Raw genomic sequence first — 26,288 nt, 5'->3', positions numbered from 1 at the left:
AATTAGTTATTTTAATTTTGAGGTTTTGCAATAATGCATTTATCAAATAACTCGGTCATTAGTTCATAATCACTGGCAAATGCATTAATTGATGCATAAAGCATCATCTTAGGATCACATAAAGAATAATCAACCTTAAATCCAAGAGGGAGAAGTAATTCTCTTACGAACTCTCGCTGAGCTCTTCCATTTCCTTCTCTGAACGGATGTACGGCGTTTATTTCTCCAAGATAATAAGCAGCTTTTTCAGCAATATTCTTTTCGCTACAGTCTCTCAGATAATTCTCCTGTGCAAGCTTATCGAAAACTTTGCTAATGGTTTTCTCGATAAACTGAGCATCACAGAAAAGAATTTCCTTGGAAATATTAACCAGGCGCAGTTCACCCGCCCAAGGGTAAATATCCTGAAAGATATATTTATGAATTGCCTTTAAGTGGGATAGATCAAATTTGCCCTGAATAGGCTTTTTAAATAGATCGATGATCCTTGCTCCAGTGTACATTCTTTCATATTGAGAAAGCACTCTAGGATCATGCTCATTGAAGTTATTGATTAAAACTTCAGTACCTGGATAACAATAGACTTTATCGAAAGTCGAGGCTTCCAAAATTCAAGCTACCTTGTTATCTTCAGTTATCTTTAATATCTGTTCTTGAAATTCTTTAAAAGAAATTTCTCCATCAGCATAGCTTTGTAATAGCTTTTCTTGCTCTTCTGACAGATATAAATTTTCCATTGCTAAAGTAGCTTTTACTTCATCTAGCAACATACGATCTCCGTAGTAATCACACCAATTTAATTATAACAGAAAAAGGGCATTTTTTTCGTGTTTTAGGGACAATTAATACTATATTATTTTGTGATTAATTTCAAAAATATTAAAAATAATTTTACGGAATTTCTTCATTGTTTTTTTAACGTAGAAAAACATAAAAAAAAACCTCTGACAAAGGAAAAAGTCAGAGGCGATTTAGGTATGTGTAATTGTGAAAACGTTAGTAAAACATCAAGTGTTACTTAATCGATGAGTTCGGAAAATCTTCCAATAAATTGCTTGAACATTAGTCGTAGTTTTAACTAGTCTAATATCGTCTATGCAGGATACATGATAGATTGTTTTTCTTAGTTGACACTTAGTTTATTGAGATATAAAGATTTTTTTATTTATTGGACAAAAAAATGCCTAGGTCAAAAGGTGTGGACCTAGGCGATGAGGTATGTGATTCTTTCTTGTTAAAAAACAAAATCATTTAAAACTATAGAGTTTGAAATCATTTTGTCTCTTCCGTTTTTCTATTATCTATTCTAGAAGCTCTAACTTAGAGAATACTTAGATGACAAAATTCTTTATTTCACAAGCTACAGTGTTAATTATATTTGTAAATTTTGAGCAAAAAGTTGATCTCTGTTTGAAAAAATCGCAAACATAATAATCTTTTGAATAACATTTTGTTTTATCATGAAATTATGTAGATATAAACGAGAAATCGCAACTTTTGTGTAAAATTTTTACAAATGTATAATTGCAGAATTATGCAATTTTTGAAAAATATTAGGCAAGATTCTCTGCCTCATCCAAATTCTCCCAGTAATCACGGTTAAGTTTGTAGGAAGCTGAGGTGTAATCAATAATGTTGTGCATCAGCTCATCAAGCTTACTTCCCTTAGAATAATCAGCTTTTGCAAAGTGCTTGATTCTCTTATCCATAATCAGTTCGTGGACTCTTGCCTTGTTGTTACTGGTTGGGTCGTAGACTCCGATAGAATGTCCTCCGAGAGAATTTACAAGCTTCATACATGGAATATCTGTCTGACTGTCTCCTATGTAGACAATATTATTGAACGGTACCCTAATATTTTCCGGCTCATAGTAACGGTTTACATCATTATCATTTACATCAAGAGTACCTTTGGATATTCTGAAAAGAAACTGGGTCTTGTTTGTGAAGTTGATGTTCTGTGCTGGCCAAACTGCTGCTCCGTTATGGTCATATAAAAATGAATTTGCATAGATCATTCTGAATTCGTCGGCAATTTTTGTTCCTTCTATCATCTCCTTTAGACCAGAGGAAATAATATAGTGCTCGACCTTAACTTCTTTTTTCTTTCCATACTGATTTATTCTTGAAAACCAGTCTGATACACCTTTGTATAGCTTTACCTTAGAGCCGAATTCGATTAGCTTTTCTCTTTTTACCTGAAACTTGCCTTTGGCACCGTTAAGCATCAGATACATATAAGAAAGGTTTGGGTCCATCTGATTTTCTATAGCAATCTTTGATGATAGAGCCCAGAATTCATCAACATTCTCATTTAGCTGCTGAATGTAACCCTGTGCTTGCATTTCATAAGGAGTTAGAGTTCTATCAAAGTCGTAACAGATGGCAAGGACGTTTTCTTTTATCATATGATTATATCGATAGCTTACTTATTGCTATCGGCTCCTTTTGAGATTGGATTTGTTTTTTTACAATTCTTGAGTGTGCCACAAAAACACTTTGTGGCAAACATATTTCAAAATAATTCCTATAATTTGTGTAGGGTGACACTCGTTTTTCAGTTTTTAGAGTGTTGTCTGAAATGTTTTCTTACTAATCTGAGAAAGATTTCAAAAAAGGTTAACGTAAGGATAATCCGATATAAATCATCATTATTAGGTCTTTGCGCTCTAAATAAATTTTGTGACCTAAATTTATTTTTTTTATTTTGTTGACAAGCATTTTTATTTTCATATAATAGTGCACGTTGTCGAACAAAAGCGACCTAGTACTTGATAGGGGTATAGCCAAGTGGTAAGGCAGCGGGTTTTGATCCCGCCATTTCCCTGGTTCGAGTCCAGGTACCCCTGCCAAAGGGATTTGTTTAACACACTGTTGGGGTATCGCCAAGTGGTACGGCAGCGGATTCTGATTCCGCCATTACCTAGGTTCGAATCCTAGTACCCCAGCCATTCAATGGCTATGTAGCTCAGTTGGTTAGAGCGCGGCACTCATAATGCTGAGGTCACTGGTTCGATTCCAGTCATAGCTACCATTCACCTTCAAAGGTGTCTTAATTCTTATCTCATGTTGGGGTATCGCCAAGTGGTACGGCAGCGGATTCTGATTCCGCCATTACCTAGGTTCGAATCCTAGTACCCCAGCCATTCAGTGGCTATGTAGCTCAGTTGGTTAGAGCGCGGCACTCATAATGCTGAGGTCACTGGTTCGATTCCAGTCATAGCTACCAGTAATCTTCTTAGTTTTCTCCCAATTTTGGTTAGTTCGACATAAGTCATTGCAAATATTCGTTACTTGTCGCATTATTCTATTTATTACTAAAAAAAAGAATACATGAGGCTTAACTAATCAATGATCCCAAAAATATCAGATCTCCCTTCAGTTAATAATGTATATAAGAAGTATTTTGATTCCCTTAAAGACAAAGGTTTCAAAGGAGATATTGAGTATTCTCATTCCTCAAGATTACTAGTTTCTACTGATAATTCTGTTTATCAGAGAATGCCTCAGGGTGTAATTTTCCCTAAAGACAGTCAGGATATCGTTACCGCTTTAAAACTAAGAGCCGAGAGCATCTTCAAGAAGCTTGTGATAACTCCTAGAGGCGGTGGCACCAGCACCAACGGACAGTCATTGAATGATGGAATCACTATCGACTGTTCCAGATACATGAAAGAAATCTCTGATCTTAATGTTGAGGACAGATCTGTTCATGTTCAGTCTGGTGTTATTAAAGATGAACTGAACGATTTCTTAAAACCTCATGGTCTATTCTTTTCTCCTGAGTTATCAACCTCAAATCGAGCCTGTGTTGGTGGCATGATTTCAAATGATGCTGCAGGTCAGGGATCACTAAAATATGGTAGAACTTCATCCCATATCAAGGATGTAACAGTTGTTCTTGCAGATGGAACTCTGACTACCTTTGGGCCTGTAAGCGGTGATAGATTAAAGGAGTGCTTAGAGAAAGAAGGCCTGGAAGGTGATATCTACCGTAAGTGTTATGCTCTGTTGAAAGATAACAGAAAACAGGTAGAGAAGATCTTCCCTAAGTTAAACCGCTTCATGACAGGTTATGATTTGAACCATTCATATGATCCTAAAACCGATACATTAAATCTGGCTCGTCTGATCTGTGGTGCTGAGGGTACCTTGGCAGTAATCTGCGGGGCGACTCTTGATCTTACAAAAATCCCTGATTTCAGAGAGCTGATGGTTGTTAAATATGAGGACTTTGACAGTGCCTTAAGACATGCTGTTGAACTGATTGATGCGGGTGTATTTTCTGTTGAGACTGTTGATTCTAGAGTTTTATTCCTTGCTAAAAAGGACACAGTCTGGGAGTCTGTAAAGGACTATATCGAGGAAGTCAAAGGTCATTCCATCAAAGGTATTAACATTGTTGAGTTCAATGGATACAACAGGGATGTTGAGCATAAGAAACTTGTTGATATCTTCTCCAATATAGAAGAAAAAGCTAAAAATTTTGAAAATGGAATTTTAGGTGCGCAGCTTGCGGTAACTCCTGAAGCAATCTCTGCAATCTACGGCATGAGAAAGAAGGCTGTTGGTCTTTTAGGTGCGGCATCTGGTGATAAGAAGCTTGTTGCTTTTACTGAAGATACTGTTGTTCCTCCAAGAAATCTTGCTGATTACATTCTTGAGTTCAGAGCTCTTTTAGATTCACTTCATGTAACCTACGGTATGTTCGGTCATGTTGATACAGGTCTGATGCATGTTCGTCCTGCTCTTGATCTGACAACTGATTCTGACAGAAAGAAACTGGTTACCATCTCTGATAAGGTTGTTGAACTAGTAAATAAATATCAGGGCCAGATGTGGGGTGAGCATGGCAGAGGATATCGTTCATGCTATGGAGAAATCTTCTTCAAGGAACTGTATCCTGTTGCTAGAAAGATTAAATCTGCATTTGATGCCAATAATATTTTAAATCCAGGTAAGATCTGTGTTCCTTTTGAAAACAATGAGGATAAGATTGTTTCTATCTCTGGTCAGATGAGAGGTGATCTAGACAGAACCATACCTGTAAATATCAGAAATTCATTTAAAGGCGCATTAAGCTGCAATGGAAACGGTCAGTGCTTTAGCTATCAGACCAGTGCTCTTATGTGTCCAAGCTACCGCTACACCAAGGATCACATACGTTCTCCAAAGGGCTTCAGTGAGCTTATGAGAGAATGGCTAAGATTACTTAACGACAGGGGACATAATGTCTCAGCTGAAGAGCTGTCCATTTTAACCTCAAGCCCATCTCCTATTAACTTTGTTAGAAGATGTTTTAATACACTGTTTACAAGACGCGGTGACTACTCAAGTGAATATCTGAAGAAGATAAGAACCTGTCTTTCATGCAAGTCATGTAAGAGTATCTGTCCTGCACATGTTAATGCAGCTGATCTGAATTCAAGATTCCTTTCCTTATACTATGGACGTTATCTTCGTCCTCTTAAGGATCTTCTGATTTTAAATGCAGAATTAACTCTGCCTATTCTTTCAAGATTCCCAACCATATCGAATGCGCTTTTATCAAGCTCTCCTGTTAAGTATGCAGTGAAGAGAATTTTCGGAATGGTTGATTTGCCTCTATTCAGTAAAAATACTTTCAGAGCTCTATGCTACAAGGAAGGTTTTGAGATTTATTCATCAAAACAGGCTATGGTTTCTGGAGATGAAGTTCTGATTGTGACAGACCCTTTCACTGTCTGTTATGAGGCTGAAGGTTTGATTTCCATGGCAAGAGTAATTCGTAATCTAGGCTATAAGGTTGCTTTCTTAAAACCTTATGTGAATGGAAAGATTCTGATTATCAGAGGTGAGCGTCGCCGTTTTGTTCATTATGCTGTAAAACAGGCTGCACGCCTTGAAATGCTGTCAAAGGCTGGTCTTGAGCTTGTAGGATACGATCCTGCATTAACCATCTGCTATAGAGATGAATACTCTCAGATTCTTGATGATGCCCGCGGTTCATTTATTGTAAAGCTTCCTGAAGAGTGGCTCTCTGAACAGATGGAAACTTCCGATTTTGCAAAACGTTTTGACAAGATCAAGGATCAGGTATTATCTGCATCAAGAACTGATGAGTTTAAGGAAATGTATTATCTCTTTACTCACTGTACAGAAAGAGCTCTTATAACTCAGTCTCCGGTTTTATGGCAGAGTATTTTATCGACCTTTGGTCTAAATCTGATTCCTGTAAATGTTGCCTGCTGTGGTATGGCTGGTTTATTCGGTCATATGGCAGAAAACCAGAAGCAGACCTATGCGGTATACGAAAAGAACTGGAAGCCTGAGCTTGAGAAGAGAGATTTTGACCATTGTCTGATTACCGGTTTCAGCTGTCGTTCTCAGGTTCACAGAATGGAAGGAAAGAGAGCTGTTCATCCATTATTTGTTGTGGATGATTTGCTCAAGAAGGCATTGAATGGCTAGATATATTTTTTCATATCTACTTGGAGGCTCAATTTTTTTTGTAGCTATTCCTGCTATTATTTTCTTCATAGCAACGCTATGTCCGTATACCTTCATGCCTGAAGGAAAAGTAGCTGTATTTTTCGGCGCTTTCAGCTCCGCTGTCGGCCTTCTTTTTATGATCTGGTCAAACCTTGAACTCATAAAAAAGGGCAAAGGTGGTGCAGTAGTCATCGGTAATATAAAAATTTCAAAAGAAACTATAAAATTAGTTACAACAGGTCCATACGCATTATGTAGAAATCCTATGCACATGGGAGCTTTTCTGTTTTATCTTGGACTTTGCTGTGCAGTTAATTCATTTTTTACGCTAGTCGTACCTTTTGGCTTTTTACTGTTTGCTTATTTTTTTGCAGTATTTCTTGATGAGCCAAGGTTAAAAAGAGATTTTCCTGAAGAATTCGAACAATGGATTCAGGATGTACCACAAAGGTTCTGGCCAAAACCTAAAAAAGGCTAATAAATAAAAAGGAGAATGTAATGACCATGATGTCAGGTGCACAGATGTTGGTGCGCACTCTTGAGGATTTAGGGGTAGATAATCTTTTCGGTTATCCAGGTGGTGCTGTTCTTGATATTTACGATGCTCTCTTAGAGTCAAAGAAGATTAAGCATATCCTTGGAAGACATGAGCAGGGAGTCGCCCATGCTGCTGATGGTTATGCCAGAGCAACAGGCAAGGTCGGTGTTTGTCTTGTGACCTCAGGTCCAGGCGCAACCAACACTGTTACCTCAATTGCTACTGCATATATGGATTCAATTCCTCTTGTTGTTATCACAGGTCAGGTTGGTACTCCTCTAATCGGTTCAGACGCATTCCAGGAAGTTGATACTGTAGGTATCACAAGACCTATCGTAAAACACTCGTACCTGTGTCAGAGCGCTCTTGATATTCCTAAGTTCATCAGACAGGCATTCTTCCTTGCATCATCAGGCCGTCCTGGTCCTGTAGTTGTTGATGTGCCTAAGGATTGTGTTCGTCCTTCTTTGAAGTTTGAATACCCAGAGATGAAATCTCCTGTAAAGATGCGTTCATATAATCCAACCAAGCAGGGCCATAAGGGCCAGGTAAAGAGAGCTGCAAAACTTATTGCTGATGCATCTCATCCTGTAATGCTTATCGGTGGCGGTGCCCAGTTATCTGGCGCAATGGATGAGGTTCGTACCATAGCTCACAGATTTAATCTGCCTGTAACCTCAACCCTGATGGGTTTAGGTGTTTATCCAAGCACTGACAAACAGTTCTTGGGAATGCTTGGTATGCACGGTACCTTCGAGGCTAACCAGGCAATGGACAAGGCTGATCTCGTATTTGCTGTCGGCTGCCGTTTTGATGACCGTGTAACCAACAATCTATCCAAGTTCTGTCCTGCCGCCAAGATTGTTCATATTGATATAGATCCTGCTTCTATTTCAAAGACAGTTGTTGCTGATATTCCAATTGTAGGCGATGCAAAGACTGTTTTAGGGCAGTTCATTGATGCTTTTGACGAATTCAAGCTTCAGGAGAATGCTGCTGCCATGAAACACTGGTGGGATCAGATTAACAAGTGGCGTGAGGACAACTGTCTTGATTATGAAAAGGACAGTAAGCTGATTCAGCCTCAGGAGATCGTTGAAGCTGTTTATAAGGCAACCAACGGTGAGGCTATTATTGCAACTGACGTTGGTCAGCACCAGATGTTTACCGCTCTGTACTATAAGTTTAACGAGCCTCGTCATCTGCTGACTTCAGGTGGTCTGGGTACCATGGGATATGGCTTCCCTGCCGCTGTTGGAGCAAAGATCGGCTGTCCTGACAAGGAAGTCTGTCTATTCACCGGTGACGGTTCATTCCAGATGAATATTCAGGAGCTGTCAACCTGTCTTGAATTTAATATTCCTCTGAAGATCTTTATCTTTGACAACTCTACATTAGGTATGGTTCGTCAGTGGCAGAAGATGTTCTACAGAGGTCATATCAGCTCAACAAATCTGAACTCAAATCCTGACTTTGTTGCTCTTGCCAAGGCATATGGTCATGAAGGCTTCAGAGTTACCGATCCTAAGGATCTGGATTCTGCTGTAAAGAAAGCTCTATCGATGAAAGATAAGCTTGTTATTGTTGATATCGTATGTAATACCGATGCCAAGGTACTTCCAATGCAGCAGATGGGCGGAAGTATGTCAGATATGTTCTTAGGTGAGGAATAGTTATGCGTCAGATCATTTCTATTTTACTTGAAAACGAAGTTGGCGCTCTTTCACGAGTAGTTGGCCTTTTTTCTCAGAGAGGTTACAACATTGAGAACATTACAGCTGCTCCAACTGAAGATAAAACTTTATCAAGAATCACAATTCTTACAGAAGGTGATGGTGCTATCGTTGAACGCATAACTAAACAGTTGCATAAGCTGGTTAATGTAATTAAGGTATCAAGCCAGCAGGACAACTCTATAGATATTGTTGAAAGAGAAATTCTTTTTGTCAAAGTGCAGGCAGTGGGTCACACTTTAAGAGAAGAAATCAAGACACTCTGTGATATTTTTAAAGCACAGATAGTTGATATTACACCTGAGCTCTATATCCTCCAGTATGTTGATACCTCATTCGAGGTCGACAGATTCCTAAAAGCCGTGTCAGAACAGGCTGAAGTCGTCGAAACCGTGCGTTCTGGAGTGTGTGGAATTTTTAGAGGCGAACATTCACTGCATTCATAGGATACAGCTGAATTAAACAGAAAGCCTCGATAATCATCGGGGCTTAATTTTAGGCTCCGACGTATTAATCAGGTAGTTTGTACTCAAAGATAAGATAAAGAATGGTTATGGATAGTAAAGATTTTATTGAATACAAGAAAGACCTGTTGGAAAAAATAGATGCTCTTTATCAGAGTCAGGAGCTTTTTAAAGTTATAAATTTACTTGAAAATTCTGAACTTGATTTTGATTTGTGTAATGAGCTTGTAAGAGCTTATATCAATGCAGCGAACAAAACATCTGATCCTTATTCACTGTTTGAAAAGGCAAATCTGCTTTTGGACAGATTCTCTCTGGAAGGAAAGGATAATCCAAAGCATCAGTTCTACAGAGGATATATTCTGTTTAAACAGGGGCTAATTGAGGACAGCAAGATCAGATTTGAAAGAGCATTAAAATTTGCCAGTGTAAGTGACAGCAAACTTTTTGAGCAGATTACAACCATGCTCTCAAATGTAAATGCTATGATTGAGCGTGCTGCTTTCAAAGGTCAGAGTGAAGAACACAGGAAACTTATTCTTGAGCATGTGAAGAAGAATTTTGGTGAATATCAGCATTTATGTTCTTTTGACAATGTTGATATTTTCAGAATTCCTCCAACAAAGGAACATGACTATAATCTGCTGGTAAGTGTAGGCCTTTCAGCAAAAGTTATGAAAGGTAAGAGCGGTTCGGCTGATGAATGTGTCGAACTGTGTTTTGCACTGCCTTCTGATTATAAATTCAATCCAGACTCAAAGAGTAACTTTGAAGTCTTTCTGATGATTGAAGTAATCAAGCATCTGATTGCAACCCGCGACAATATTGGCTTTGGCTATTACCTTGAAAAAGAGTCTGGCTTTAGTTCAAGAACTGCTTTTAACGGTGCTATGCTGGTTGGAATGGGCGATTATGAGAAGGAACAGCAGACCATGATTCTTGATGGAGCTGAACTGTCTTTCCTTGAACTTCTGCCTTTAAGACCAATGGAACTTAATTTCAGAAAAGCTCATTCAGCTGTTGAGTTACTGAATTTATTTAAAGAGAAGCTGGTTATGATTACTCCTTTTATATCCACCAGAGATGACGTCTGCAATGTGGTAGCTAAGATGTAAGAGATAACCGCAAGATAGATTTATTATTTTTTATGATTTAGAAAACAAGCTATGGAAAAATTAAATGGTGCAAAGCAGGTTGTCAGAGTTCTGGAAGATCTCGGTGTTGACCGTATTTTCGGATACCCTGGTGCAGCTGTTACTGATATTTATGATGAGTTGTTTGATTCAAAGATAACTCATGTTTTAGCTCGCCATGAACAGGGAGCTGTTCATATGGCTGATGGTTTTGCCCGTTGTACTGGTAAGGTCGGTGTTGCTCTTGTGACATCAGGTCCTGGCGCAACAAACACTGTTACCGCTCTGGCAACAGCTTATGGTGATTCTATTCCGCTGGTTCTTATAACAGGACAGGTTAGTACTGATCTGATTGGTACAGATGCATTCCAGGAAGTAGATACCATGGGTGTGACCCGTCCTGTGGTTAAATATAGCTTTTTGTGTAAGAAGCCCGAGGATATTGCAAAAAACATTCGTAAGGCCTTCTACATCGCCTCAACGGGAAGAAAAGGACCTGTTGTTGTAGATATTCCTAAAAACTGTCAGAATCGTGGATATCTTTTTGATTATGAAAAGAAATCTGATATTTCAATTCGTTCTTATAATCCTACAGTATTTGGTCATAAAGGACAGGTTAAAAGAGCAGCTGCGCAGCTTATCAAAGCTAAACAGCCTGTAATGCTTTTAGGTGGCGGTGTTGTTCAGGGAGACGCTTCAGAGATTGCGTACAAGATTGCCAGAAGACTTAATTTCCCTGTAGTGACAACTCTAATGGGAATTTCTGCATATCCAACAACTGATCGCCAATATCTAGGTATGATTGGTATGCATGGTCTGTATGAAGCCAATGAGACCATGCATAATTCCGATCTGATATTTGCTGTCGGAACCAGATTTGCAGACAGAGCAACCAATATGGTTTCTAAATACTGTCCTAATGCAACTGTTATTCATATCGATGTTGATCCAGCTTCAATCTCAAAGACAGTTAGTGCCAATATTCCTATTGTGGGTGATGCCAGAACTGTTCTTACTCAGATTGATAAGGAACTAGATGAGCAGGGGCAGAAAGAGCCTGCAGACTTATCTCTATGGTGGAATCAGATTGAGGAATTCAAAAAGAAGAACTGTCTGAAGTATTCCAAAAAGGAGGGAATGATCCGTCCTCAGGAAGTTATAGAAACTATCAACAGAATTTCAAATGAGCTTAAGTTGAACCCAATCATTACAACAGATGTTGGTCAGCATCAGATGTTTTCTGCTCAGTACTTTGATTTTGAGACTCCTCGTCATTTCATTACCTCTGGCGGTCTAGGAACCATGGGTGTAGGTCTTCCTGCAGCAATTGGTGCCAAGTTTGCTATTCCTGAGGCCAATGTTTTCTGTATAACCGGTGATGGTTCATTCCAGATGAATATGCAGGAGCTTGCAGTCTGCAGAAAATATAAGCTTCCAATTAAGATCTTTATTCTTGATAACTCTGTTCTTGGAATGGTTCGACAGTTCCAGACTGTGTTCTACAAAGAGCGTTACAGTGCTACAAATCTTGATGGTAACCCTGATTTTATAAAACTGGTTGAAGCATACGGCTTTAAGGGAATCAGAATTACTGATAACGATAAGCTTGAATCAACTATTAGAGAAGTTCTCATGGCAAAGGATGAGTTTACTTTGGTTGATATTATTACAGATACCAATACCAAGGTAATGCCATGGCTAAGAGCTAATGGTTCAATGATAGACATGATGTTAAATGAGGAGTAATAAATGAGACACGTTATATCAATCTTGCTGGAAAATGAAGCCGGTTCCTTATCTCGTGTTGTAGGTTTATTCTCTCAGCGTGGATACAACATCGACAGTCTGACAGTTGCGCCTACAGATGATCCAACCTTATCAAGATGTTCTATCCTGACCACAGGAGAAAAGTGGGAGGCTGAACAGATTACCAAGCAGCTGCATAAGCTGGTCTGCGTTTTCCGTGTTTCAGCTCTTCTTGAAGAGGCTGAAGGCGGTATTGAGCGCGAAATGGTTTTAGTTAAGGTAAATACTCCTAACAAGAATGCCCGTGATGAGGTTAAAGGTCTGGCTGATATCTTTAATTCAAAGATTATTGATGTTAACGCTGAAATCTTTACCTTAGAATTCGTTGGCAATTCATCTGAGATTGATAACTTTATTACAACTATAGGCAAGCTTGCTGAGGTTCTTGAAGTAGTTAGATCTGGTGTTGTTGGTATTGCAAAGGGCAATCATTTCATGAAGCCATAACAGTAACCGTATAGAAGAAGAGAGGCGGTTGCCTCTCTTTTTTTTCTAACTCTTGTCGTTTACAGCCAGATTCTCCGACTGTTCATTTGGAATCATCTCTACTGAATTTCCATCAATGGTAAGAACATTATCCTGCTTGATATAGTGTGTTCCTGCTGTATTGAAGTTTGCCAGCTTGTTCTTGAGATTTCCTCTTCCTGTATAAAGCAGATTCTGCAGCTCTAAAAGACTCTTCTGCTGCTTATCAGTATTGCTCAGAACTGAAGCCATTTTATCCTCAATTGTTGAGAACTTCTTCCAGATATCCTGTGCTATTCTGATTAACTCCCCAATATTCTCTGTCTGTTCAGACAGCATCCACAGATTTGAAACAACACGAAGGGCTGGCAGTAATGAAGAAGGAGAAACCAGATAGATTTTATTTCTGGCAGCCTCATTGTATAGGGATGAATCAGTCTTTAGTGCATCGTACAGTGCGCCATCCAGAGGTACGAACATGAATACGAAGGAAGGACAGTTTAAAGTCTTTCTGTAATCATCACAGTATCTCTTATCCTTAAGCTCGGAGATATGTTTCTTAACTGAAGCAATATGAGCCTTAAGAAAGCTTTCCTTTTCCAACTTATCCTGTGAGTTGATGAAGTTTGTATATGCTGTAAGAGAGCATTTTGCATCGATTACAATACAGTGGTTGTCAGGAAGATATACTACTGCATCAGGACGACCTGTATGATTTATATCATTGCTGTCAGGTTTTACTGCAACTTCACGTTCATAATCTCTTCCTTTTTCAAGGCCTGAGCTTTCAAGTACTCTCTCAAGCTGGAGCTCTCCCCAGATACCTTGAGTTTTTACTCCGGAGCGAAGGGCGTTTGTAAGTTCCTGTGCCTGATTTGAAAGATTCAGCGATGATTCATGCAGGTTCTTAAGTTCAGTCTCAAAGGCTCCGACTCTCTTTTCCTGCTTTGCATGATTCTCGTTTACCATCTGTTTGAATTTATCTAGTTCTTCCTTGAGAGGTTTTACAATGTTCTCAAGGTTAGATTGAGAATGCTTACTCAAATCCTCTGTACCAAGCTTTACGAATTTCTCTGAAAGGTTGGTTAATTGTTCTTCAAGCTGCTGCTTTGACAGATTGTATGACTCTTCAATCTTCTGATATAGCAGTTTATCTGATTCAATTTTGGATTCTAGGACCTTGTTCTGGGTTAAAAGTCCTTCCTTCTCAGCATTGACTGCAATCTTTTCTTCTAAAGTACAGGATAATTTTTCTGATACTTCCTGATTGTTTTTAATTAGGATTTCATTCTGATTTGAAAGGTCTTTGTTCTGAACTTCAAGAGTTCTGACATTGTTCTGAAGATCTGCAACATTCTTTTCTAATAGTCTTATTTTTTCTGAGCTCAAAGACATCTGTGAACTGAGCGCGTTGTTGTCTGACAGACATTTCTGATACTGCAGATTCAGGTTAACAAAGCTTCTGTCATTTTCTTCAAATCTTTGTTTTAGTGTTTCAAGTTCTGAATTTCTTTGATTCAAAGCTGTGTTCAGGTCCATGTTTGATTTATTCAGTTCCTGATTGGCTTTATCTAGTTCGAATGCTTTCTTATTTAGATCTGAATTTTTTAGATAGAAATAGATGGCAGTAATTAAAACCAGTCCGAAAATAATTACGAAGATTAGTGGGTTATTGATTATGTAATCCATTATTAACTCAAAAGTTTTTGTCATATTGTCATACAAAGATATTCAGCTTGTTTCTAACCGCCTTTAAGACGTTTTTTACAAGTATATGTGTGTTCTGACACATGATACCACGAACACAAAAATGCGCGTCTATAACGCGCATTTAAATCAGACATCAATGGCCATTTCGTTTTCCACTCTCTCTAGATAATCATGTATTTCTATCTGCGAGCGAATCTGTTTTTCATTTGGCCCTGCCTGAACGTAATTGTTTACCTGATCTGGATCGACTATTCGTGCTTTTCTGTTATCTTTCTGCTGTAACAGTAGAATTGCCTTGATTCTCTCCTTTAAATCAGGATCAAGAATTTTTGTTCCAACCTCGATTCTCAGATCCAGATTTCGTCTCATCCAGTCGGCTGAACTTATATAGAGTTCTTCTTGTCCTCCGTTGTTAAACAGCATGACACGAGGATGCTCTAAAAATCTGTCCACAATAGATGTTATGTAGATATTTTCAGAGAGTCCTGGCACACCAGCCTTGATTGAACACATTCCTCTTACGATACCTCTGATCTTAACTCCAGCCTGACTAGCCTCATACAGCTTTTCAATAAGATCGATATCGACAAGAGCATTAACCTTAAAGTTAATAGCTGCTTCTTTTCCTTGCTTTGCAAACTCGATTTCACGATCAATCATTGAGGAGATTTTCTCTCTTGCATTTAAAGGTGAAACCAGGAGGTTGTTAAATACTGGTCTTGTATAAGGATATTCAATAAATCTGAATACATCGTTAACTTCGCTGGTTATCTTTTCATTAGCAGTGAATAGGGCAAAGTCTGTATAGATTTTTGCCGTCTTTTCATTGAAGTTACCTGTACCGATATGGGCATAACGAGTGATCTTGTCTCCTTCATGTCTGGTTACAAGACATAGTTTTGAGTGGATCTTAAGTGTTGGCAAACCGAACAGCACCTTAACACCTGCCTGTGTCAGGAAGGAAGCCCACTTAACGTTGTTTGCCTCATCAAATCTTGCCTTAAGCTCAACTACCACTGTAACAGATTTTCCATTGTTGGCAGCATGCATTAGAGAATTGATAACACGGCTGTTGCTTGCCACACGATAAATGTTGATTTTGATTGAGCTTACCTTTGGATCGTAGGATGCATAACGAAGGAACTCTGTAAAATAATCAAATGAATAATATGGGTAGTAAAGCAGAACATCCTTTTTGGCAATGGCATCAAATGGAGTAATAGCAGTTTCAAACTGAACTGATTTGATTTCACTCAGACTTGGGTTTTCCATTTCATCACTGCCGATGCTTGGGAAAGCAAGGAAGTCCTTGAAGTTATGGTAGCGGTTTCCTGGCATCATGGAGTCAATTGCTGACATCTTCAGCTCTCCAGCCATGAATCTGACCATATCCTCTGGCATTGCTGCATCATAAGAGAATCGAACTGGCATTGCATTAAGTCTCTGCTTTAAAGCCTCAGACATATTCTCCAGCACAGAACGGTCGATATTTCCAAGAAGGTCGTATTCAGCATCTCTATTCATCTTAATTGAATATGCTTCGATGCTATCGTACTCATAAAGGCCACGGAAGATCATTTCCATACCGACTCTGATTACGTCGTCCAGGAACATGAAGACGACACTGTTATCTTCAGATGGCATACGGATAAAACGAGGGATCTTATCTGTAGGAATCTCGATTAGAGCATGGTATTCACTGCTGCTGTTTGAAAGCTTTACCAGAAGATAGGTAAATTCATCCTTAAGAAATGAAACAAGGTCAGTCTCAGCATCAATAATTACAGGATTGATGTGTTTTAAGACATGATGCTTGAAGTAGCTTGAAACCCAGTCCTTCTGCTCCTGAGTGATGGAATCCTGATCTCTCATCAGAATATTGTGCTTTGACAGTTCTTCAAGCAGATCTGAATAGATGCTGTTTAATGTTCTCTGGTATTTATTTGCTTCATTCTGAACCTGACGCAGCAGGTTAACAGCAGCCTCGTTTTCACCCTGCGCATTATTGATGATGACCTGTCTTTTAAGCTCAGCTACACGAACCTTAAAAAATTCATCAAGATTGCTTGAGTAAATACCTAGAAATCTAACTCTTTCAATTAAAGGTACAGATGGATCTGCTGCTTCCTGTAAAACTCTTCCGTTAAAGGAGAGCCAGGATAATTCTTTTGGAACAAATTTATCTACCATGTCCACCTCATAATTTCATTCATCTAATTAGAAATTATAGTTTTTGTTGTTATTTTGTGAATTTGTTGTGTGACAAATTAAGAAAGTCACCACATCAAATATTTAGTTTTGAGAGGTATAAACAAAAATAATCTAAAGAAAATCGTGCAAAAAGATACAGTTAATGCATTTGTATGATGAGAATTAGTCTTTCAGATTATCTTTATTTTTTGAAAGTTTCTCAAATACATTGTTGTTAAGGGCCAGGTCAAAAAGATACTGTTTTGCGTTCTCATCGCCCAGCTTAGCCGACTCTTTTAGAAGATCTGCTCCGATGGTGAAGGTTTTTTCATCGTTGCAGAACAACCTTCCAAGTATGTAGTATCCGGTTTTTAATCCAAGAAGATTTGTTACTCTTCGAGACCAGTATGCTCCATCGGAGGTTCTATCTTCTGAATAGAATTTACGGGATATCTTTGCTGATACAGTTCCTCTTGAAACAAAGTAATTGGAATATTCCTTGTGACCTTCACTTGAAGCTTTCTGCAGACACATCTCGTATATCGCGTTGGTACTTACCTGCTGAAACTCATAAGGTTTGATTTTTTCTGGAACATCGAAGTTATCCTCAATCTCTGGTAAAGCGACGGATTCATCAAAATCACCTTTCTGGAGAGAGGATACATACATATGTACAACCTTAGGAGCAGCACGCATATCTCCAGTCGTACATTTTTTTGCGTATTCTGTGAAAACTTCTTCTGCCTTAGAGGAATAATCCTGCTTTTTTTCAACTGGTATGATAATTTTTTCTGCAGTTTCATCTTCCAGAGTACATCCTGTAAAACAGAATGAAATCAGAGAAATAAAAAGCAGGAAGGTCTTATTCACAAGTACTATTCCTGTGGAAGTTCGAAATTATCTACCTGATTGCTGTTAGGAAGAGTCTGTGAGCCAGCCTCAAATCCTGCAGGTTTCTTGTAATCTCCTGACATATCTACAAGAGTGTTGTTCTGGAACAGAAGAATCAGATTCTTGATTTCAGGATCACTCCATCCTTCTCGTTTGAATGCTGTGTAGTACCAGCGAGACTTGTCAAAAGGATCTACTAACATAGGAGCACCAAGAACGTATCTTACCTGTTCTGCTGACATTCCATATGAAAGGTTATTAACTAGATCCTGATCTACATAGTTTCCCTGATTAAGATCTGCTCTATAAGCACATGAAGATACAAAAGGCACACAGGCACAGATTGCGCTGATGCATAAAATATTTTTTAGCTTCATAATAAATCCTTTTTTTTATTAGGAAATTGTAGCAAAAAACTGTATATATCTGATTTTATTTTTAATTAATTTTAAATTTTTTTTGCATATTGCTCTTGAAATCAAAAAAGGCGATCCCCATCTTAGATTTAGCGTTAATTTAACAACAATTTTTTAAGAGTAGAAAATGCAGACTGAAGAAACTCAGATGAAACAGGCTTTTGAGAATGCTCAGAATCTTGATGAATCTCAGAATATCGAAGAAATTGCAACAGAAAATGTTGAAGCTCAGAACGATGTTGAACCAGAGGTAGAGAATGCCGCTGAGGAAAATCAGGAGTCAACATTTGATGTTAAAGAAATCCTTGCTGAGAATGAGCAGCTAAGATTACAGATGACTGCTTTAGAGGCCAAGCACAAGGATGAGATTGATCGTCTTGTTCGTGCTGTTGCTGAAACAGAAAATCAGAAAAAACGTATCGAAGCTGATGTTGAACGCGAAAGAAAATACGGTAATGAGAAGCTTCTTAAGGCTCTGATTCCTGTTGTTGATTCACTAGAGTTAGCCCTTCAGCACACTGATCCAAACAATGAAGCAGTTAAACCTACTATCGAAGGTGTTCAGAATACAGTTACACTTCTTCTAAAGGAACTGTCAAAGTTTGGTGTTACCGCTGTTGACCCTTTAAATCAGCCATTTGATCCTAATCTTCATCAGGCAATTTCAATGGCTCCTTCAAACGAGGTTGAAGCTAACTGCGTAATGTCTGTAATGCAGAAAGGTTACACACTGAATGGAAGAGTAGTAAGACCAGCAATGGTTATTGTTTCAAGAGGCGCACCTCAGGAAGCAAATGCTGAGGAAGCAAAAAATACAATAAATATTGAAGCATAATCTTGAAAAAAAATTATTAGACTCCATTTAGTAATACAGATAGATAAAAGTCATTAAGTGACACAAAGAATTTGAAATAGAGGAAATCCAAAATGGGTAAAATTATTGGTATTGACTTAGGTACTACTAACTCATGCGTTGCAGTGTTAGATGGTGATAAAGTTAGAGTTCTGGAGAATTCAGAAGGTCGTCGTACAACCCCATCAATCGTAGCTTATGCTAAAGATGGTGAGATCATTGTTGGTGATGCTGCAAAGCGTCAGGCTGTTACCAATCCAAAGAACACCTTATTTGCTATCAAGCGTTTAATCGGTCGTCGTTATGAGGATGCCGAGGTTCAGCGTGATGTTGGCATTATGCCATTCAAGATTACCAAGGCTGATAACGGTGATGCTTGGGTTGAGGTTGACGATAAGAAGTTAGCTCCTCCTCAGATTTCAGCTGAAGTTTTAAAGAAGATGAAGAAGACTGCAGAGGATATTCTTGGTGAAGAGGTTACTGAAGCAGTTATTACCTGTCCTGCATACTTCAACGATTCACAGCGTCAGGCTACAAAGGATGCTGGTCGTATCGCAGGCCTGAATGTTAAGCGTATTATCAATGAGCCTACCGCTGCAGCTATCGCTTACGGTGAGGACAAGGCTAAGGGCGAGCAGAAGATTGCTGTTTACGACTTAGGTGGTGGTACCTTCGATATTTCAATCATCGATATCGATGAGTTAGATGGCGAGAAGACCTTCGAAGTTTTAGCAACCAACGGTGATACTCACTTAGGTGGTGAAGATTTCGATAACCGCATCGTTGATTACCTGATTGATGAATTCAAGGCAGAGCAGGGTGTTGATTTACGTGCTGATCCTTTAGCTCTACAGCGTTTAAAGGAAGCTGCAGAAAAGGCTAAGATTGAGCTTTCATCTTCACAGCAGACCGATGTAAACCTACCATACATTACTGCTGATGCAACTGGCCCTAAGCACATGAACATCAAGATTACTCGTTCAAAGCTAGAGTCATTAGTTGAAGATTTAGTAAACAAAACCTTAGACCCAGTTAAGACTGCTTTATCAGATGCTGGTCTGTCTCCATCAGAGGTTAACGATGTTATCCTTGTTGGTGGTCAGTCACGTATGCCAATGGTTCAGAAGCTTGTTGCTGATTTCTTCGGTAAGGAGCCTCGTAAGGATGTTAACCCAGATGAGGCAGTTGCTATCGGTGCTGCAATTCAGGGTGGTGTTCTAACTGGTGATAAGAAGGACGTTCTACTTCTAGACGTTACCCCTCTATCATTAGGTATCGAGACTCTTGGTGGTGTTATGACTACTCTGATTGAGAAGAACACAACCATTCCTACTAAGAAGTCACAGGTATTCTCAACTGCTGAAGACAATCAGCCTGCAGTAACCATCCACGTTCTACAGGGTGAGAGAAAGAGAGCAGCTGACAACAAGTCACTAGGTCAGTTCAACCTAGAGGGTATTGAGCCTCAGCCACGTGGAATGGCACAGATCGAAGTTACCTTCGATATTGATGCTGATGGTTTAATCCACGTTTCAGCTAAGGATAAGAAGACCGGCAAAGAGCAGAAGATTACTATTAAGTCATCTTCAGGTCTATCTGATGAAGATATCAAGCGTATGGTTCGCGAGGCTGAAGAGCACTCAGCAGAGGATAAGAAGTTCGAAGAGCTTGCTACTGCACGTAACCGCGCTGATTCAACTGCTCACCAGATCAAGAAGCAGATGTCAGATCTAGGTGATAAGGTTTCAGATGCTGACAAGACCAAGATCAACAAGGCATTAGGTGACCTTGAGATGGCTGCTCGCGGTGATGACAAAGAGAAGATTGAGCAGGCTGAGAAGGCTGTATTAGAGGCTGCTGCCGTACTAATGCAGGCTGGTCAGGCACAGGCTCAAGCTCAGCAGTCTTCACAGCAGTCTTCACAGCAGTCAAATAGTGCTAATAAGGAAGACGATGTCGTTGATGCTGAATTCGAAGAAGTAAAAGACGACAACAAGTAATTAGTACTTAATATTTCCAAAAAAGGTGGATGATTTTATCATCTGCCTTTTTGTCAATTTAAGAGGACGATATGGCTTCCAAACGTGATTACTATGAAGTGCTAGGTGTAGAGAAGGGCGCGGATGATGCTACTATCAAACGTGCCTTTAAGCGTTTAGCTATTAAGTATCACCCTGATAGAAACAAGGATCCTGATGCTGGTGAAAAGTTCCGTGAAATCAACGAGGCTTACCAGGTTCTATCAGATCCTCAGAAACGTGCTGCCTATGATCAGTATGGTTTTGCCGGTGCTGATGGTTCACAGGCAGGCGGTGGCAATCCTTTTGGTGCTGGCGCTGACTTTTCTGACATGTTCGGTGACATCTTCGGTGATATTTTCGGCGGTGGACGTGGCGGTTTTGGCTCTCGTTCATCAGGTCCTCGTGAAATCCGCGGTAGAGATCTTAGAGCTCGAATCACCCTTTCTCTTGAAGAAGCTGTTAAAGGCTGCAAGAAGAAACTTAATGTTAAGACCTACGTTAAGTGTGATACCTGTGGTGGCTCTGGCTTAGGCAAGAATGGCAAGAAAGAGACCTGTCCTCACTGTCACGGTCAGGGACAGATTTTTATGCGTCAGGGCTTTATGCAGGTTTCTCAGACCTGTCCACACTGTAATGGTTCTGGCTACATTATCACTGACGGCTGTAAGTCATGTTCAGGCACTGGTCGTGTTCTAAAGTCAAAGACTCTGGAAGTCGATATTGCAGCAGGTGTTGATACAGGTGATCGTATTCGTCTGACAGGTGAGGGCGAGGCCGGTCTAAACGGTGCTCCTGCAGGAGACTTATATGTTGTTATCGAGGTTAAGGATCATGATATCTTTACCCGTGACGGCAATGATCTGTACTGTGAGGTTCCAATCAGCTTCACTACAGCTGCTTTAGGTGGCAAGGTTGAGGTTCCTACTCTGGAAGGTGCTGTTAATATCAGCATAAGACCAGAGACCCAGACCGGAATTATGATGAGAATTCCTGGAAAAGGTGTTAAGTCTTATAATTCAACCTTCAAAGGTAACCTATACTGCAAGATTGTAGTTGAGACTCCTATTAATCTGACTGCACATCAGAAAGACCTGCTTAAGGAATTCGAGGCTTCTTTAAATGGAGAAGACAAGGATTCAAAAGACGGTAAAGAAGACAAATCATCAAAAGATGAAAAGAGTGCTAAAAAAAGAGCTGAGAGCGCAGCGAGGCACAAACCGAAATCGGAAGGCTTCATAAAGGGCGTAAAGAAGTTCTTTGATGATCTTTCAAGCTAAAAAGATGGTGATTTTTGTCAAAGTAGAAATAGATCACTGTTGATTGAAAGTTCACAAGAGTGTATATTTTTACGTACAGATGGCGCCTAATGAAAATTAGGCGTTGTTTTTTTTACCCTGAATTTTAGGATGGTTCTTAGATTTTTAGGGGAGCACAAGTTTTTAGAAACATCAGAGTCTGAATATAACTCGATGTTCATGATAGTAGATAAGACTGGTAAAAACTGACTTACCGGATCGGGATAGAATGATTGCTTCCTGATTCTGAATTTACAGATAACTTAAGTGTTCATATAAGATTTCAATGGTAAAGGTCAGCTTACCACTGATACAGACTTTAATTATATAAGAGGATTTACATATGGATCAGACTCCAATGACTCCACGTGGTGAAGAGCTGTTAAGAAAAGAGTTGGTTCGTTTAAAGACTGTTGAGCGTCCACGTATTGTTGCAGCAATTGCTGAGGCAAGAAGCCACGGTGATCTAAGTGAAAATGCAGAGTACGATGCAGCTAAAGAAGAGCAGGGCATGTGCGAGGCTAGAATCAAGGATATCGAAGGTAAGATAGCTTCTGCTAACGTTATCGATGTAACCAAGCTTAAGAATCCTACAGGCGGTAAGCTAAAGGTTATCTTTGGTTCAACAGTAACCTTAGTTGACGTTGATACAGATAAGGAAATCACTTACAAGATTGTTGGTGAGGACGAGGCTGATATTGATTCTAACCTGATCTCTTACAAGACTCCAATTGCTAAGGGCTTACTTGGCAAGCAGGAAGAGGATGAGATTGAGATTAAGATTCCTAAGGGAACTATCTGCTACGAAGTAGTAAAGGTTGAATACATCTAATAGATGTCTTAGAAAAAAATTCATACAAAAAAAGGATCCATCAGGATCCTTTTTTTGTAACTGTATTTTGGGGAGCTAACGTGGAAGGATAAATCTGCTGTCGTCTTTTCTCTGACGGAATAGAACAGCAATTCTTCCAACTAGACTTACTAGCTCTGCGTTTACAGTCTTAGCAGCTGTTTCAGCCTGCTCTTTGCGGCCTTCACCTGCATTTAACTTTACCTTGATTAGCTCATGATGCTCAATGCTTGAGTCAATCTCTTTTAAAACATTCTCTGAAAGACCATCGTTACCTAACATAACAACAGGCTTTAACTGGTGAGCCTGAGCCTTTAAGAACTGGCGCTGATGTGAATTTAGTGACATCTTTATCCTCTTTAAAAAATTCTGCAAAATTTGCTGTTTAGCTAAGTCTAAACAGCATTAGTACAGAGTTTTCTGACCACCTTAAATGAAAACTCTGGAGTAAACCTATTGTTTGTATGTTCTCATTATCAGACTGAGAACTATTATCGAGATAATTTGACTAAACTATAATATATTTCTATCTCTACAGTCGTTTCTTGGCTTTTTATTGATTAAAGCTGTACAAATTGTATAATATTCAAGAGATATAAACAAATAAATTAATGTATTCAAGGATCCCAATTTAATGCCAGCAAAAAAACGTACTGCCAGTCAATCTAGGTGGTTACATGAGCACTTTTCCGATCCATATGTAAAACAAGCCCATAAGCTTGGTCTTCGCTCAAGAGCATCTTTTAAATTAGAAGAACTGCAGAAAAAAGATCGTCTTATCCGTCAGGGAAATATTGTTGTAGATTTAGGTGCAGCTCCTGGTGGCTGGTCTGAGTATGCGGTTAAATGTATCGGTGAAAGTGGAAGAGTTATCGCTATGGATATTCTTCCTATCCGCCCTATCCGTAACGTGCAGTTTTTACAGGGTGATTTCAGAGACGAAGAAGTCTTCAAGACACTTTATTCTATGATTGGTGTTGGCGCAGATGTTGTGCTTTCTGATATGGCACCAAATATGTCAGGAACTGTCGGTATTGATCAGCCAAGAGCAATGTATCTGTCAGAGCTCGCTCTTGATATGGCAAGACGTGTTCTGAAAATAGGCGGAACCTTTGTTGTTAAGGTATTCCAGGGCGTTGGTTCTCAGGAATACTTAAAGGAACTGCATAATGATTTTACAACCGTAAAGGTTAGAAAGCCTGATGCTTCAAGAGATCGTTCTCGTGAGGTATACATGGTTGCAACCGGGTTTAAAGGCCATCCTCTGAATGGCGTTGCTCCTGGTGAAGAAAATATTGAAGATCTTCCTGAAGAAGATTTGGAGTAAGTGAAATATATGACAAAAAATCTTATATTGTGGTTGGTGATTGCTGTCATTCTGATGACTCTATTCGAGTCTTTCAGCACGACAGATAATTCTGGCCAGTTACAGGATTACACTACCTTTGTAAGGGAAGTGCAGTCAGATCAGATTGCTCAGGCAACATTTGACGGAAAGGTCATTAACGGTATCAAGACCAACGGTCAGAAATTTGTAACCGTAATGCCTATTTCCGACCCTGCAATCATTGATACTCTTTTAAGCCACAATGTTCGTACTTCTGGTACCAAGCCAGAGGAGCAGAGCACGTTATTTGCCATCTTCATAAGTTGGTTCCCAATGATACTGCTGATTGCAGTTTGGATCTTCTTTATGAGACAGATGCAGGGCGGTTCAAAGGGTAATCCTCTGTCATTCGGTAAATCAAAGGCAAAACTTCTTTCAGAGAACCAGATTAAGACAACATTTGCTGATGTCGCTGGCTGTGATGAGGCAAAAGAAGATGTGGTTGAGCTGGTTGACTTCTTAAAGGATCCAACAAAATACTCAAAGCTTGGCGGTAGAATTCCTCGTGGTGTTCTGATGGTAGGTCCTCCAGGTACCGGTAAGACTTTACTTGCAAGAGCAATTGCTGGTGAGGCAAAGGTTCCGTTCTTCTCAATTTCAGGTTCTGATTTCGTTGAGATGTTCGTTGGTGTTGGTGCTTCTCGTGTTAGAGATATGTTTGCTCAGGCTAAGAAGAACGCTCCTTGCATCATTTTCATCGACGAAATTGATGCTGTTGGTAGAAAGCGTGGTGTCGGCATGGGCGGCGGTCATGACGAGCGTGAACAGACTCTGAACCAGCTGCTGGTTGAAATGGACGGTTTCGAAGGATTTGAGGCTGTGATTATTATTGCAGCAACCAACAGACCAGACGTTCTTGATCCTGCACTTCTAAGACCAGGTCGTTTCGACCGACAGGTTGTTGTAGGTCTTCCAGATGTAAGAGGCCGTGAGCAGATTCTGAATGTTCATGTTAAGAAAGTTCCTCTTGGCAAGGATGTTGATACTGCAACTATCGCTCGTGGAACTCCTGGTTTCTCTGGTGCTGAGCTTGCAAATCTTGTTAATGAGGCTGCACTTGGAGCAGCTCGACATAACAAGCGTGTAGTTTCAATGCAGGAATTCGAAGAGGCAAAGGATAAGCTTCTGATGGGCGCAGAGCGTCGTTCAATGGCTATGAATGAGCATGAGAAGATTAACACTGCTTATCATGAGGCAGGTCATGCTATCGTAGGTAAGCTTGTTCCAGAGCACGACCCTGTATACAAGGTTTCTATTATCCCAAGAGGAAGAGCTCTAGGTGTAACCATGTATCTTCCTGAGCAGGATAGAGTTTCTCAGAGCAGACGAGGCCTTCTTTCAAACATTTCAACTCTGTTTGCAGGAAGAATTGCTGAAGAGATGATGTTTGGTGCTGATGCTGTAACCACCGGTGCTTCAAACGACATTGAAAGAGCAACCATGATTGCAAGAAATATGGTTACCCGCTGGGGCTTCTCCAAGAAATTAGCTCCTATGCAGTATGAGAAGGATAATGAAGGTTCTGCATACCTAGGTGGAGCTTCATCTTCAATGATTGCAATGTCTGACAAGACAGCAGCAACAATTGATGAGGAAGTAACCGAGATTATCAACTCCTGCTACCAGAAAGCGGTTGAGCTGCTTGAGGCTAACAAGGATATTTTAGAGAACATGAAAGATGCTCTTCTAAAATATGAAACCATAGATGCAGATCAGATTGATGATCTTATGAATCGTCGTGAAGTAAGAGCTCCTTCTAAGCATGAGGACAAGACTTCATCAGGTTCAGATTCAGCTGAAGATAAGTCTGATGACAATTCAGATTCATCAGATAATAATGATTCTTCAGATGCATCACAGAAACCTTTAGAGAACGATGATGTAAGAATCGATTCTGAGGATAAGTCACAGGATTCATCAGAAAAAGAAGATAAGTAAAGAAATAGAATCTAAACTTAAACAGTATAGATTGTATTAATCTATTATTATCACCGTAATACTAGAACAGATGTATTACGGTGTTTGTCTAAAAGGACGGTTCTTTTTTCGACAAAATCACATAAGG

21 protein-coding genes and 5 tRNA genes are annotated in these 26,288 nt (G+C 39.5%); 18 read left to right on the top strand and 8 right to left on the bottom strand.

What is annotated here, in order from left to right:
* Positions 1–11: 11 nt before the first annotated feature.
* The 3 genes from B5D46_RS02010 to B5D46_RS02005 form a co-directional block, all read right to left on the bottom strand.
* On the bottom strand, positions 12–608 hold the full coding sequence (locus B5D46_RS02010; RefSeq protein ID WP_078927995.1) for a Fic/DOC family protein: 597 nt from the start codon (positions 606–608) through the stop codon (positions 12–14).
* A gap of 3 nt (positions 609–611) precedes the next feature.
* A complete protein-coding gene (locus B5D46_RS12090; RefSeq protein ID WP_156027227.1) occupies positions 612–770 on the bottom strand; it encodes an antitoxin VbhA family protein in 159 nt (52 codons plus the stop codon).
* A gap of 783 nt (positions 771–1,553) precedes the next feature.
* Complete coding sequence (locus tag B5D46_RS02005; RefSeq protein WP_051639141.1) at positions 1,554–2,408, bottom strand: HAD family hydrolase; 855 nt, start codon at positions 2,406–2,408, stop codon at positions 1,554–1,556.
* Positions 2,409–2,776: 368 nt separating this feature from the next.
* On the opposite strand from B5D46_RS02005, the gene B5D46_RS02000 reads away from it, so the two are divergent.
* From B5D46_RS02000 to ilvN (B5D46_RS01945), 12 genes are all read left to right on the top strand, one after another.
* A tRNA-Gln gene (locus B5D46_RS02000) sits at positions 2,777–2,852 on the top strand.
* Between the two features lie 23 nt (positions 2,853–2,875).
* Positions 2,876–2,951, top strand: a tRNA-Gln gene (locus tag B5D46_RS01995).
* Positions 2,952–2,957: 6 nt separating this feature from the next.
* Positions 2,958–3,034, top strand: a tRNA-Met gene (locus B5D46_RS01990).
* 36 nt (positions 3,035–3,070) lie between these two features.
* Positions 3,071–3,146 (top strand) — tRNA-Gln (locus tag B5D46_RS01985).
* Positions 3,147–3,152: 6 nt separating this feature from the next.
* A tRNA-Met gene (locus B5D46_RS01980) sits at positions 3,153–3,229 on the top strand.
* A 122-nt stretch (positions 3,230–3,351) separates the two neighbouring features.
* Positions 3,352–6,450, top strand: a complete 3,099-nt coding sequence (locus tag B5D46_RS01975) for an FAD-binding and (Fe-S)-binding domain-containing protein (protein ID WP_078927994.1) — start codon at positions 3,352–3,354, stop codon at positions 6,448–6,450.
* Entirely contained in the window at positions 6,443–6,949 is a 507-nt protein-coding gene (locus tag B5D46_RS01970) for a methyltransferase family protein (RefSeq protein WP_031490923.1), read from the top strand. The genes B5D46_RS01975 and B5D46_RS01970 overlap by 8 nt, the downstream gene beginning before the upstream one ends.
* A 20-nt stretch (positions 6,950–6,969) precedes the next feature.
* On the top strand, positions 6,970–8,682 hold the full coding sequence (gene ilvB, locus B5D46_RS01965) for a biosynthetic-type acetolactate synthase large subunit (RefSeq protein WP_031490922.1): 1,713 nt from the start codon (positions 6,970–6,972) through the stop codon (positions 8,680–8,682).
* Between the two features lie 2 nt (positions 8,683–8,684).
* Positions 8,685–9,188: an acetolactate synthase small subunit gene (ilvN, locus tag B5D46_RS01960; protein WP_031490921.1), complete on the top strand. Its 504-nt coding sequence runs from the start codon at positions 8,685–8,687 to the stop codon at positions 9,186–9,188.
* 107 nt (positions 9,189–9,295) lie between these two features.
* Positions 9,296–10,321 (top strand): suppressor of fused domain protein, encoded by a 1,026-nt coding sequence (locus tag B5D46_RS01955; RefSeq protein WP_159442997.1) that lies wholly within the window; start codon positions 9,296–9,298, stop codon positions 10,319–10,321.
* A gap of 51 nt (positions 10,322–10,372) precedes the next feature.
* On the top strand, positions 10,373–12,085 hold the full coding sequence (ilvB, locus tag B5D46_RS01950; RefSeq protein WP_078927992.1) for a biosynthetic-type acetolactate synthase large subunit: 1,713 nt from the start codon (positions 10,373–10,375) through the stop codon (positions 12,083–12,085).
* Between the two features lie 3 nt (positions 12,086–12,088).
* Positions 12,089–12,592, top strand: a complete 504-nt coding sequence (gene ilvN, locus B5D46_RS01945) for an acetolactate synthase small subunit (protein WP_031490918.1) — start codon at positions 12,089–12,091, stop codon at positions 12,590–12,592.
* A gap of 45 nt (positions 12,593–12,637) precedes the next feature.
* On the opposite strand, the gene B5D46_RS01940 is transcribed toward ilvN (B5D46_RS01945), so the two are convergent.
* The 4 genes from B5D46_RS01940 to B5D46_RS01925 form a co-directional block, all read right to left on the bottom strand.
* Entirely contained in the window at positions 12,638–14,299 is a 1,662-nt protein-coding gene (locus tag B5D46_RS01940) for a DNA recombination protein RmuC (protein WP_159442996.1), read from the bottom strand.
* A gap of 147 nt (positions 14,300–14,446) precedes the next feature.
* The gene (ppk1, locus tag B5D46_RS01935; RefSeq protein ID WP_412556288.1) at positions 14,447–16,516 is read right to left on the bottom strand and encodes a polyphosphate kinase 1; all 2,070 of its coding nucleotides are present in this window, start codon (positions 16,514–16,516) and stop codon (positions 14,447–14,449) included.
* Between the two features lie 177 nt (positions 16,517–16,693).
* Positions 16,694–17,380, bottom strand: coding sequence for a hypothetical protein (locus B5D46_RS01930; protein WP_078927989.1), 687 nt, complete (start codon positions 17,378–17,380; stop codon positions 16,694–16,696).
* 5 nt (positions 17,381–17,385) lie between these two features.
* Positions 17,386–17,778 carry an outer membrane protein assembly factor BamE gene (locus B5D46_RS01925; protein ID WP_051639444.1) on the bottom strand — a complete coding sequence of 131 codons (393 nt, stop codon included), beginning with the start codon at positions 17,776–17,778 and terminating at the stop codon, positions 17,386–17,388.
* Between the two features lie 166 nt (positions 17,779–17,944).
* Between B5D46_RS01925 and grpE the strand changes: the two genes are divergently transcribed.
* The 4 genes from grpE to greA all read left to right on the top strand — a co-directional run bounded on the left by grpE (position 17,945) and on the right by greA (position 22,818).
* The gene (gene grpE, locus B5D46_RS01920) at positions 17,945–18,652 is read left to right on the top strand and encodes a nucleotide exchange factor GrpE (RefSeq protein ID WP_078927988.1); all 708 of its coding nucleotides are present in this window, start codon (positions 17,945–17,947) and stop codon (positions 18,650–18,652) included.
* 92 nt (positions 18,653–18,744) lie between these two features.
* Entirely contained in the window at positions 18,745–20,670 is a 1,926-nt protein-coding gene (gene dnaK / locus B5D46_RS01915; RefSeq protein ID WP_078927987.1) for a molecular chaperone DnaK, read from the top strand.
* 71 nt (positions 20,671–20,741) lie between these two features.
* Positions 20,742–21,968 (top strand): molecular chaperone DnaJ, encoded by a 1,227-nt coding sequence (gene dnaJ / locus B5D46_RS01910; protein WP_078927986.1) that lies wholly within the window; start codon positions 20,742–20,744, stop codon positions 21,966–21,968.
* 361 nt (positions 21,969–22,329) lie between these two features.
* Entirely contained in the window at positions 22,330–22,818 is a 489-nt protein-coding gene (gene greA / locus B5D46_RS01905) for a transcription elongation factor GreA (RefSeq protein WP_031491868.1), read from the top strand.
* Positions 22,819–22,893: 75 nt separating this feature from the next.
* On the opposite strand, the gene yhbY is transcribed toward greA, so the two are convergent.
* Positions 22,894–23,184, bottom strand: coding sequence for a ribosome assembly RNA-binding protein YhbY (yhbY, locus tag B5D46_RS01900; protein ID WP_074839486.1), 291 nt, complete (start codon positions 23,182–23,184; stop codon positions 22,894–22,896).
* Positions 23,185–23,470: 286 nt separating this feature from the next.
* On the opposite strand from yhbY, the gene rlmE reads away from it, so the two are divergent.
* Together rlmE and ftsH are read left to right on the top strand one after the other, a co-directional pair.
* On the top strand, positions 23,471–24,163 hold the full coding sequence (rlmE, locus tag B5D46_RS01895; RefSeq protein ID WP_031491866.1) for a 23S rRNA (uridine(2552)-2'-O)-methyltransferase RlmE: 693 nt from the start codon (positions 23,471–23,473) through the stop codon (positions 24,161–24,163).
* Positions 24,164–26,161, top strand: coding sequence for an ATP-dependent zinc metalloprotease FtsH (gene ftsH, locus B5D46_RS01890; protein WP_234973802.1), 1,998 nt, complete (start codon positions 24,164–24,166; stop codon positions 26,159–26,161).
* Positions 26,162–26,288: the final 127 nt, after the last annotated feature.

This window comes from Succinivibrio dextrinosolvens DSM 3072 (assembly GCF_900167015.1).
In the GTDB taxonomy this organism is placed as follows: Bacteria; Pseudomonadota; Gammaproteobacteria; order Enterobacterales; family Succinivibrionaceae; genus Succinivibrio; species Succinivibrio dextrinosolvens.
Note: the sequence above shows the minus strand (reverse complement) of the source record. Positions and strands in the feature narration are given on the sequence as shown.